An 11,434-nucleotide genomic window follows, 5' to 3' on the forward strand; every position below is an offset into this window, starting at 1 on the left:
GCGGGGGACCGAACGGCCGTATGGTCTCGCCGATGCAGTCGGCCGTCGCGGAGCTCCTCGACGGCGTCATCAACGCGTACGGCCCGTTCGTCATCCCCGTCGCGTTGTTCGCGTTGGGTGCCGTCGGCTACCTGTTTCTGGTCGCCGTCGGGCGCGCGGGCGTCGAGGGCGACGCGCCGACCGACGACGCGGCGGCGACGCTCCGCGACGGCGGCGACGGCGACGACGGAGAGACGCGCGCCGACCGGTCGGACGACGACGCCTGACCGGGAGTTCGTCGCTCGCCGTCACCGGTGCCACGGCGCGTCGTCGGGGTCGATGATTCGCTTCTCGCGGTCGATGTCGGCGATGCGGTCGAGGTCCTCCGCGTCGAGTTCCACGTCGCGCGCGGCGAGGTTCTCCTCGATGTGGTCGCCCGTCGCCTTCGGAATCGGGACGACCGACTCTTGGGCCATCGCCCACGCGAGAGACACCTGCGCGGGCGTGGCGTCGTGCTTCTCCGCGATATCGACGAGCGTCGGGTCGTCGAAGAACTCCCCTCGGCCGAGCGGTGCGTACGACACCAGCGAGTAGCCGTGTTCGCGGGCGTCCGCCCGGAGTTCGTCCTGTCGGAGGAGGGGGTGACACTCCACTTGGTTGGCCGCGAGCGGTGAGTCGAGAATCCCGCGCGCCTCCGCGAGGAGTTCGGGCGTGAAGTTGCTCACGCAGACGTGGTCGACGAGACCCTCGTCGCGGAGTTCGTCGAACGCCGGAAGCGTCTCCTCGGCGTCGTACGCGCCGGTGGGCCAGTGGACGTAGAGCATCTCCACGGAGTCGACGCCGAGGCGGTCGAGGCTCTCGCGGGCCGTCCGCCGTACGTCGTCGGGCGCGAGGTTGTCGGGGTGAACTTTCGTCGCGAGGACCACCTCCGAGCGGTCGACGTCGCTCCGGCGGATTCCCTCGCCGACGGCCGCCTCGTTGTCGTACATCTGCGCCGTATCGACGTGCCTGTAGCCGAGATTCAGCGCCGTCGCGACGCTCTCTGCGCACTCCTCGGGGTCGTCGTTTCCGGAGGTGCCGAGTCCGATGTCCGGGAGGTCGAGGTCGGTCACGTCCGACCCGTCGAACGCGACGGGCAAAGGTGTGAGCGAAGCGGCGAGAAGAAAGCGTTCGAGCGTTCGGGCGGTCAGTCGGCCTTCGTCTGCCGTTCGTCGCTGCGGACGAACCGGTCGTACGCCGAGGCGAAGTCCTCGTCCGCCTCCGCGGACTCCTCCCACTCGTCGAGTCCGCGTTCCTCGCGGGTGCCCTCGACGGTGTTGTCGAGGACGAACGCGAACAGGCCGCCGACGGCCATGCCGGTGGAGCCGATGACGTAGACGGTGTTCGCGACGATTTGGGTCCCGAGAACCGGGCCGAACAGCCAGACGCCGGCCATCCCCTCCTGGAACGCCTGCGCCGACCCGACGTTCCCCATGTACGAGGGGACGGCGAGTCCGACGAACAGGGCGACGCCGACGATGAAGACGTTGCGCGAGGAGTCTAAGTCCACGTACTTGAGGTTCGAGAGGCCGACGGCGACGATTTGGCCGAACATGGCGATGTAGAGGCCGCCGACGATTGGGTCCGGGATGGTGGCGACCAGTTGGCCGAAGTAGCCGACGAACCCGACGAACAGCATCACCGCCGCGCCGATTTGGACGACGTATCGGGAGGCGACGCCCGTCAGGCCGATGGCGCCGATGTTCTCCGAGTAGGAGGTCGAACCGCTCCCGCCCATGATGCCGGAGAACACGTTCATGATGCCCTCCATGCCGATGCCGTGGTCGATGCGCTTCTTCGAGGGCGCGCCGACGCCCGAGAGGCGCGCGACGGCGTGGTAGTCGCCCAGAGACTCTATCATCGAGGCGGCGACGCCCGCCAGCATCCCGACGAAGAAGGAGGCGGTGAACTGCGGCACGCCGAACGCGACGGACCCGACGAGGGGGAGTCCGACCGTCACCGTGTTCGGCCCGCCCGCGAAGCCCCACTGGAGGGGGTAGATGGGCACGAACGCCGGCGCGGACAGCACCATCCCGAAGTCGACGTACCCCGGCGTTCCGGGCGCGTAGACGCCGGTGGCCGAGAGGACGGCGGCGGCGACGTACGCGGCGACGATACCGAGGAGCACCGGGAACAGTTGGAACACGCGGTGGGCGGTGTCGAAGTACTGCGAGAACAGGACGATGAGAAGCAGGGTGAACGCGAGGAGCCACACGTTACCCCCGGCGGAGGTCACCTGCGACGTGTCGAAAAGCGAGAGGCCGATGAGCGCTATCGTCGGCGCGATGACGACCGGCGAGAGATAGGCGCGGAGTTTCCCCAGCAAGCCGAGGTAGCCGACGACGATTTCGACCACCGCCGCCGCGATGATAGCCCCCTGCAACTGGAGCAACGCCGCCTGCCAATCGGGGCCGGCGGGGTTCGTCGCCGTCACGACGCCGACGACGGCGAGTGCGGGCGCGAGCATCGAGAACGGCGCGCCCTGCACGATGGGGTAGCGGTTCCCGAACGTCGTCTGCGCCAGCGTCGCTATCCCCGAGACGACGAAGAACGTCCCGACGAAGCGCGGGATAATCTCGGCGGGCATGCCGAGTGCGCCCGCGAGGATGAGGGGGACGGCGATGTTCGCGCCGACCATCGTGAGGTAGTGTTGGACGCCGAGAAGCAGCGAGGTTCCGAAGGGTGGTTTGTCTTCGATGCTGTACTCTACGAACGACGAGTCGCCCCCGCGACTCATCTCGAATCCCCGTCCATGTCTGTCGGTTGGGTTCGTACCGACGCACATATATCCGACGTTCTGCGCCCGACGAGACGTACGGAACGACCGTGCGGGACGCTCACGCGTTCGAACCGTCCCCGCGGACGCGACAACGGAGATAGGAGACAGGTAAGCGTGACAACTGATTTGCGTGCGCCGTCCGTGGAGCCGATATGTCCGGTCCAAGGGAGACGACGGGGAACGACTCGTGGCTACTGGGGTGGGGCCTCGGTTACGCGTCGGTCGGTGCGGCCTCGCTGTTAGTACCGCTGTACGCCATCGACTTGGGGGCGGGGGCGCTTCTGGTCAGTCTCGTCGCCGCGACGGCGGCGTTCGCCGGCGTCCCCGGCGCGATACTCTGGGGGAAACTCGTCGCGACGACGAATCGCCGCCGACCGTTCGTCCTCGTGGCCCTCGGACTCACCGCCGTCGTCCTCCTGACGATGCCGTTCTACACGTCGCCGTGGGCGGTTCTGGTCGCCAACGCCGCTCTCTGGTTCGTCGTGGCCGCCGCCGCGCCGGTGCTCAACGTCATCGTCGTCGAGGGGTACGAGGCGTCGCGGTGGAGCGAACGGTTCGGCCTCCTCAACCACTATCAGGGGTACGGCTGGCTGGGCGGCCTCGTCGTCGGCGCGGTGTGGTCCGCCGCCGCGGGTCCGGTCGGCGTCGGACCCCTCGCAGCCAAGCGCCTGTTCTTCCTCGCGGGCGGCGTCGCCGCACTCGCCGGTCTCGCCGTCGTCTACGCGCGCTACCCCGAGAAATCGACCATCTCCGAGCGACGGTTCCTGCGACTGGCAGAGCAGTTCGCGGGCAACGGGATGCTCGGGCGGTCCGTCCGAGCCGTCCCGTTCGGCCCGCAACGCGTCTACTGGGCGCTTCGGAACCTGCGCAGAGGGTCCGACGGCGACGGTGCGTCGGGCGCGGGCGGACTCCGCGGGCGCTTTCCCGCGGGACTGACGCGCTACCTCCTCGCGGCGACTGTGTTCTTCACCGGGTTCGCGGCCTTCTTCGGCCCGCTTCCGGCGTACCTCACGGAGGCCGGCTACTCGACGGACCAGGTGTTCGGCCTGTTCGTGGCGTCGTCGGCCGCCTCGGCGGTGTCGTACGCCCGCGTCGGGAGTCTCGTCGCGCGGCGGGACCCGTTCCGCCTGCAGACCGGTGCGCTCCTCTCGCGCGCCGTCGCGTTCCCGTTGGTCGCGTTCGTGGGGGCCGCCCTCGCGCCGCCCGTCGGACTCGCCGTCGTCGGCGTCCTCTTTTTCGCCATCGGCGTGACGTGGGCGGTCATCAGCATCACGGCGACGGGACTCGTCTCCACGCTCGCACCCGAGTCCGTCCGCGGCGAGGCGTTGGGCGCGTACACCGCACTCGGCAGTCTCGGCGGCGGCGTCGGGAGCATCCTCGGCGGCGCGGTGGCGGACGGACTCGGCTACGGGGCGGCGTTCGGCGTCGCGGCGGCCTGCGTCGTCGCCGCCGTCGGAGTGGCCGTCGCCGGCCGCCCCGGTGGGACGACGACGGACCCCGTCGCCGGCGACTGAACGTCGGCGAGTCGCGGTCGCTCCGACCGAAACGAAATCGCAGAAGAGAGAGACGGCGCGGCGCGTTCAGGCCGACGCCACGGCGTCGACGGGCGATATCCAGATGACGAGTTCGCCGTCGCGCTTGATGACGCCCTCGATGGCGTCGTCCTTCTCTAAGGGCGGTTCCTCGACGTCGTCCATGCCGACGCGGACGACCTGGTACACCTCGTCGACCATCCATCCGATGGCCGCCTCGTCGTCGAACTTCCCGGGGTCGAAGATGACGATGCGCTTCGACTCGTCGTCGTCGTCGTCGACGTTGAGAAGCGACTTGGGGTTGATGATGGAGGTGGTTCGCCCGCGGAGGTCCATCACGCCCTCCACGTAGTGGGGTGCGTTCGGAACCGCGGTGAGCGACCCCTTGTCGACTATCTCCGAGACGTAGTCGATGTCGACGCAGTACGTCTCCCCGCCGAGTTTGAACTCCAGCACCTGCACTTCCTTGGTCGATTCCTCTTCCGTGTCGTCTGCCGCCGCCCCGGTGGTCGCTCCGGCACCCGCGGCCTGTGTGTTCTGCGACATGTTGTGGTCCTCCGACGCCGCCTCGGCGACGCCGGGCTTGCTCGTATCTGGCGCGAAGCCGCCAATAAATGTACGTACCCGATTATCAGCCGTGATTCTTGCCGGGGAGCGTTTAAGGTGCCCAATTCGGAACGTCGTCTATAGATGAGCGGACAGAACAGAGTACGAACGGCTTCGACCCGGCGGGCGACCCCCGCAGACCCCGGCGTTCCCGCGAGGGTAGCGGGGTCGCACCGATGAGCGCCGTCTCCGGTCCCGGTAACGGCGACGCGAACACCCGCGCCGTCGTCGTAGACGATTCGCGGTTCATGCGGACTCTCATCCGCACGCTGTTGGAGGACGGCGGCATCGACGTCGTCGCCGAGGCGGAGAACGGCGCCGACGCCGTCGACGTCGTCGGCGACTGCGAACCCGACGTCGTGACGATGGACATCGAGATGCCGGAGATGAACGGTCTCGAAGCGGTCGAGACCATCATGTCCGAGTGTCCGACGCCGGTGTTGATGTTGTCCGCGCACGCCGACGACGGGGCCGAGGTGACCTTCGAGGCCCTCGATAAGGGTGCCGTCGACTTCGTCACGAAACCCGGAGGCGAGGTCACCTCCTCGATGCCGCGGGTCAAACGCGAGTTAGTCGAGAAGGTCAGGTCCGCCGCGGCGGTCGACCTCTCGGCGGCGCGCAAGACGAAACGAGAGACGCCCGACGGGCCCGAACAGACGGACGACGCGTCCGAACCGACGACGTCAGAGCGGACGTCGTCCGGCGGTTCGTCCTCGTCGTCGCGCCCGACGGACGAGTCCGCGTACCCCGACGTTTCGACGCTTATCGTCGGGGCGTCGACCGGCGGTCCGAACGTCGTCGAACGCGTCCTCGGGGACCTTCCGACGGAGGCGAACCTCCGCATCCTCGTGGTACAGCACATGCCGAAAGGGTTCACCGCACGCTTCGCCGACCGCCTGAACGACCGCTCGGAGTACGACGTCCGCGAGGCGACCGACGGGGAACAGATCGGCGTCGGCGAGGCGCGCATCGCCCCCGGCGGGTCGCACCTACTCGTCACCCGCGACCGAGGCGGGCGACTCACGCTCGAACTCACCGACACGCAACCGGTCCACGGAGTCAAACCCGCGATAGACCTGACGATGGCCTCGGCCGTCGAATCGGTCGAGGGCCCCCTCGCGGGCGTCCTCCTGACCGGCATGGGTCGAGACGGCGTCGACGGGATGGGTCGCATCCACGGCGCGGGCGGACACACGGTCGCACAGGACGAAGAGACGTCAGCCATCTTCGGCATGCCGAAGCGAGCCATCGAGACGGGCTGCGTCGATACGATCGCACCAGCGGAGGGCGTCGCCGACGGCGTCCTGCGCGGACTACAGGAGGACTAACGATGGACGAGGAACTCTACCAAGCATTCATCACCGAGAGCGAAGAGAGCATCACGCAACTGAACAACTCGCTGCTGGAACTGGAGTCGAACCCCGAAGACACCGACGCAATCGACGAGATTTTCCGGCAGGCGCACACGCTGAAGGGGAACTTCGGCGCGATGGGCTTCGACAACGCGGCGACGGTCGCCCACGCAGTCGAGGACCTCTTAGACGAGATTCGGCACGACCGCCTCGAAGTCACGCCCGAGCGCATGGACCTCGTGTTCGACGGGATGGACGAGATTCTCGACATCCTCCACGAGATAGAGGAGCACGGCGAGTCCCGGACCGACCCGACGGACCTGGTCGAGAAGATTCGCGCCGCGGCGGAGGGCGACGACGACGCGGAGACGACGGCGGGAAACTCGGACGCGGCGGCCGTTGACGAGTCGGCCGCCGAAACCGACGTGGCCGCGCTGACCCGTGACGTCCTCGACGAGGGGACCGTCGCGGACGCCGACCACCTCTACCACGTCGCGGTCGAACTCGACACGGGCGAGATGAAGGGCGTCGACGCCGGCCTCTTCTTGGGCAACGTGCCCGAGGAGTTCGACGTCGTGGGCGCGAGCCCCGACGTGGACAGCATCGAACGCGGCGACTTCGAGGACGGCTTCGCGCTCTTCGTCGCGGGCGTTCCCGGCGAGGAACTCGACGCGACGCTCTCCGGCCTCTGGAAGGTCGAATCCGTCGAGTGCACCGACGCGTCGGACGCGTTCGACGCACCGGTCGCGGGCGACGCGGACGCCGGGACGGACGCCGAGGCGGAGACGGAATCCGAAGCGGACGCCGCGGAGTCCGCGGCGGGCGACGACTCGACGGAGTCGGACGACGCCGACGAACGAAGCGCATCCGGCGACGGGACGGACGCAGACGACGCCGAGGGCGTGGTCGCCGACCCGTCGGCCGAGGTAGACCCCGAGGAGGCCGAGGCGGCCGTCGAAGCCGTCGCCTCGTTCTCGGGTAGCGGGGGAACGTCCGACGACGCGTCCGAGGCGGACGCAGACGCGGACGCCCCCGAGTCCGACGCCGTCGAAGCGGACGCGGACGCGACGGCCGACGCCGAGGCGGAGTCCGACGAGGAACCCGCCGAGACGCCCGGCGAACCCGCGTCGGCGGACGCCGGCGGAGACGCGTCCGAGGCGTCGTCGGCGGACGACGACGCCTCGGAGTCGTCCGAGTCGGAGAAGAAAGACGAGAAGAAGAAGAAGAAGGGCCGCTCCATCTCGGCGGTGAAGTCGGTCCGCGTGGACGTAGACCAACTCGACCAACTCCACGAACTCGTCGAGCAGCTCGTCACCAGCCGTATCAAACTCCGGCAGGCGATGGAGGGCGAGGGCGCGGGCGGCGAGGCCGGCTTAGACACCTTAGACGAACTGGACAAGATATCGACGAACCTCCAGAACACCGTCATGGACATGCGGCTCATCCCGCTGAAGAAGGTGTTCGACAAGTTCCCGCGGATGGTCCGCGACATCGCGCGCGAACAGGACAAGCGCGTCCGCTTCAAGGTCGAGGGCGAGGATATCGAACTCGACCGGACCATCTTGGACGAGATATCCGACCCGCTGATGCACGTCCTCCGGAACGCCGTGGACCACGGCATCGAGATGCCGGACGAACGCGAGGCGGCGGGCAAGTCCCGCACCGGGACCATCGAACTCAGCGCCCGCCGGCAACACGACACCGTCATCGTCACCGTCGAGGACGACGGCGGCGGCATCGACGCCGACGCGGTGCGCGACAAGGCCGTCTCGAAGGGACTCGCGACGCGCGAGGAGATAAACGAACTACCCGACGAGGAGGTGTACGACTACGTCTTCCACCCCGGCTTCTCGACGAACGACGAGATCACCGACGTGAGCGGACGCGGCGTCGGGATGGACGTGGTGAAGACCACCGTCGAGTCGCTCGACGGGTCCGTGGACGTCACCAGCACGCCGGGCGAGGGGTCGACGTTCACGATTCGCCTCCCCGTCTCCGTCGCCATCATCAAGGTGCTGTTCGTCAGCGTCGGCGAACGGGAGTTCGGCGTCCCCATCAAGTACATCGACGAGATTTCGCGCCGCCAGCGCGTCGAGACGATAAACGCCGCGGAAGTCGTCGTCCACGAGGACCAGATATTCCCGCTCATCCGCCTCCGGAACGCGCTCGACGTCGACATCGACGAGTCCGACAGCGGGATGGTCGTGCGCATCCGCCCCGAAGACAGGCAGGTCGCGCTCCACTGTGACAGCGTGACCCGTCAGGAGGAAGTCGTCGTCACGCCGCTTCAGGGGCCGCTCAGCGGAACCCGAGGGCTCTCCGGAACCGCGGTCATCGGCGACGGGAACGTCATCCCCATCCTCGACGTGAGCACGCTCGAACTTCCCGAGCAAGGGAAGCAGGCGATGCGGGAGTGGACGCCACCGTCGACCGAGGACGAGGGCGCGACGGACGCAGAGGAGGCGGCTGACTGATGGGAAGTTCCGACCTCTCGGCAGACGAGGGGTTCACCGACCTCCTCGAAATCATCGAGGAGTCGCTGTCGTTCGCCACGAGTTCGTACAACAACGCCTACCTCGACAGGCGCATCTCCGCGCGGATGCGGCGCCGCCGCGTGGACGATTACGAGAGCTACCAAGCGCTGTTGCTCGACGACGCGGAGGAACAGACCGCGCTGCTCAACTCCCTGAGCGTGAACGTCACGAGTTTCTTCCGCAATCCGAAGATGTGGGAGGCGCTCCGGGAGGTTCTCGCGGAGTTGTCCGCCTCGGGGCGGACGAGAGTGTGGAGCGCGGCCTGCTCTGACGGCCGCGAGGCGTACTCGCTCGCGATGCTCGCGCACGACGACGACCGAATCGACCCCTCGAACGTCGAAATCCTCGGTACGGACATCAAGCCGACGATACTCACCGCGGCCCGCCGCGGCGAGTACCGGGCCTCGGAGACGAACGACCTGCTCGATCAGTTGTCGCCGTTGGACGACCACGAACGGTACATCGAACGCGACGGCGACTCGTTCCAAGTCACGGACGAAGTCCGCGATCTGGTGTCGTTCCAGAAGCACGACTTGGTCCAAGAGGAACCGCCGCAGACGTTCGACCTCGTCCTCTGTCGGAACCTGTTCATCTACATCAACACCGACGCCAAGCAGGCCATCTTCGAGACGCTCGGCTCCGCGCTCGCTCCCGACGGCTATCTCACCATCGGGATGACCGAGACGATACCGCCCTCCTGCCGCGGTCGGTTCGAACCGGTCGAGAAACGGCTTCGCATCTACCGAAACAGCGCAGGCGATTCGAACTCGTGAGGTGAGTGGATGAAACCCGGAGAACAGAAGGTAAGCGACACCAACGGTCGGTTCCTGCAGGCGCTCCGGAACGGCCGCGAAGTGAGCGACGCAAACTGGACGAACGGTCGCATCCTCCTCTCGAACCAGCGCCTCATCCTCGCGGGCACGGGGGGAAAGCGGACGTTTCCGCTTTCGACCATCGAACAGGTCGGCGGCCGGTTCGACGTCAACCAGCGAGTCGCAACCGTCTCCGACTATCTCGCGCTTCACTACGACGGCGGCGAGGAAGTCGTCCTCGTCGCGCCCAAGAACTTCGACGAGTTCGAACTCGACCTCTACGGCGCGTTGCTGAACTCGACGAAGTTCCTCGTCCGCCACCCGGCCGTCGAGGGGGGCGTCGTCCAGAACACCGAGTGGGTCGGTGCCCGCATGAAAGTCGAACAGGAGGCCGTGAGCATCGCCACCGTCACCGGGTCGTTCGTCGAAGTCCGACTGGACGACATCGGCGACATCAACATGGGCCGCCGGACGGTCCGCGAGGAGTCCCGCGAGGTCATCGAAGTCGAACACTCCGACGACGACGGGACGAGCGTCCAGACGTACATCTCCGGTCCGGAACAACCCATCGGCATCCTCAAGTCGCTTCTCAGAATCGGCGAGGAGCAGTCGGAGATGGCGCTGGACCTGAGCAAGACCGACAAACAGGTTCTGATGGCGCTGTACTCCGGCGTCGAGCCGTTCGACATCCCCGCGTTTCTCGGCCTCGACGTGGAGGAAGTCGAGGAACTGTTCGTCCGACTCGTCGACCACGACGTCTTAGACGAGGTTCGCGTCCGGCACGAAGTCGAACTCAACGCGCGCGGGCGGAGCATCGCGGCGGACGCCATAGAAGACGACCAAGCCTCGATGTAAATCCACCTTTTTGCGAGGAGCGGTCGTGCGTAGCGCGACCCGATGAAGTAAAAACCGGACCGCTACCAGAAATCGGAGATTCGGGTCGTTCAGCCAGAACGCTTCGCGTTCTGGCGACAAAGAGTTTCGCGAGGCTCGGGCGAAGTCCTCGCTCGCGGTGCAAGTCGATGCGCCGCGCGACGGCGATACCCTTCCATCGACGCGGCATATCCCATCCGATCTATTCGTACTTCCCCGAGTCAGAGGGAGCGACTCCATCGACCATCATGTAGAGAGTCCAGTTCGTGTACCCATACACTGATGCGTCAGACACTAACATGCCATCTGTAATTTGAAGAGCCAATCGCGGGGAATTGTTGTATGGAACTCATCGAAGCCGAAGAAGACGACCTCGACACGCTCGTCGACTACTGGTATTCTCTTGCAAGAGCGATGGAATCGTACGACGAGCTGAATAAACTCGTCTATACGGATATCGACGAAGTCTCGGATGACGGCTTCCGCGCTCATCTTGACGACGACGAAATCACCGACTATCTCGTCATTCACGAAGGTGAGACGATCGGCTTCGTAACTCTCCGCGAGGGCCACCATTCGTCTCGGCAGTACTCGAGATATCTTCGCATCGTGAACCTCGCTATTGACGAATCGCATCGGAACCGAGGTCACGGTACGAACGTTATCGAACGCGTCGAGGAGATCGCCCGCGAGATGGGTTGTGACCACCTCAAGGTCTCCTGTGAATGGCACAACGAGGGCGCACGCCGGTTCTACCGCGATACCGAGTTCCGACCGAAGCAAGTAGATTACGCGCAACCGTTAGAGTAGAGTGAGTCAACACAGACGTTCGGCACGCCTCCCCCCTACGACCGTTTCGTCGCGAACGAACTGAAACGAGGTTGCCCCCGCCGAGTACCTTCTCCGTCGTCGGCGTTCGCGCCTCGTC

The 11,434-nt window shown here is 66.5% G+C and carries 10 protein-coding genes; 7 read left to right on the forward strand and 3 right to left on the reverse strand.

Annotated elements, in window-relative coordinates; all coding sequences use genetic code 11:
- Positions 1-20 precede the first annotated feature (20 nt).
- A complete protein-coding gene (locus BLS11_RS08490; protein WP_092535953.1) occupies positions 21-266 on the forward strand; it encodes a hypothetical protein in 246 nt (81 codons plus the stop codon).
- A 21-nt stretch (positions 267-287) separates the two neighbouring features.
- On the opposite strand, the gene BLS11_RS08495 is transcribed toward BLS11_RS08490, so the two are convergent.
- Entirely contained in the window at positions 288-1,091 is an 804-nt protein-coding gene (locus tag BLS11_RS08495; RefSeq protein WP_092537213.1) for an aldo/keto reductase, read from the reverse strand.
- Between the two features lie 74 nt (positions 1,092-1,165).
- A complete protein-coding gene (locus BLS11_RS08500; RefSeq protein WP_092535956.1) occupies positions 1,166-2,755 on the reverse strand; it encodes a uracil-xanthine permease family protein in 1,590 nt (529 codons plus the stop codon).
- A 194-nt stretch (positions 2,756-2,949) separates the two neighbouring features.
- On the opposite strand from BLS11_RS08500, the gene BLS11_RS08505 reads away from it, so the two are divergent.
- The gene (locus tag BLS11_RS08505) at positions 2,950-4,311 is read left to right on the forward strand and encodes an MFS transporter (RefSeq protein WP_092535959.1); all 1,362 of its coding nucleotides are present in this window, start codon (positions 2,950-2,952) and stop codon (positions 4,309-4,311) included.
- 66 nt (positions 4,312-4,377) lie between these two features.
- Here the strand turns inward: BLS11_RS08505 and BLS11_RS08510 are convergent, their stop codons facing one another.
- The gene (locus tag BLS11_RS08510; protein ID WP_092535962.1) at positions 4,378-4,875 is read right to left on the reverse strand and encodes a chemotaxis protein CheW; all 498 of its coding nucleotides are present in this window, start codon (positions 4,873-4,875) and stop codon (positions 4,378-4,380) included.
- Positions 4,876-5,111: 236 nt separating this feature from the next.
- On the opposite strand from BLS11_RS08510, the gene cheB reads away from it, so the two are divergent.
- The 5 genes from cheB to BLS11_RS08535 all read left to right on the forward strand — a co-directional run bounded on the left by cheB (position 5,112) and on the right by BLS11_RS08535 (position 11,316).
- Positions 5,112-6,263: a chemotaxis-specific protein-glutamate methyltransferase CheB gene (cheB, locus tag BLS11_RS08515; RefSeq protein ID WP_092535965.1), complete on the forward strand. Its 1,152-nt coding sequence runs from the start codon at positions 5,112-5,114 to the stop codon at positions 6,261-6,263.
- 2 nt (positions 6,264-6,265) lie between these two features.
- Entirely contained in the window at positions 6,266-8,761 is a 2,496-nt protein-coding gene (locus tag BLS11_RS08520; RefSeq protein ID WP_092535968.1) for a chemotaxis protein CheA, read from the forward strand.
- The gene (locus BLS11_RS08525) at positions 8,761-9,594 is read left to right on the forward strand and encodes a CheR family methyltransferase (RefSeq protein WP_092535971.1); all 834 of its coding nucleotides are present in this window, start codon (positions 8,761-8,763) and stop codon (positions 9,592-9,594) included. The genes BLS11_RS08520 and BLS11_RS08525 overlap by 1 nt, the downstream gene beginning before the upstream one ends.
- A gap of 9 nt (positions 9,595-9,603) precedes the next feature.
- Positions 9,604-10,488, forward strand: a complete 885-nt coding sequence (locus tag BLS11_RS08530; RefSeq protein WP_092535974.1) for a CheF family chemotaxis protein — start codon at positions 9,604-9,606, stop codon at positions 10,486-10,488.
- A gap of 360 nt (positions 10,489-10,848) precedes the next feature.
- Positions 10,849-11,316, forward strand: a complete 468-nt coding sequence (locus BLS11_RS08535; RefSeq protein ID WP_092535977.1) for a GNAT family N-acetyltransferase — start codon at positions 10,849-10,851, stop codon at positions 11,314-11,316.
- Positions 11,317-11,434 lie beyond the last annotated feature (118 nt).

Source organism: Halopelagius longus (assembly GCF_900100875.1).
GTDB lineage: Archaea > Halobacteriota > Halobacteria > Halobacteriales > Haloferacaceae > Halopelagius > Halopelagius longus.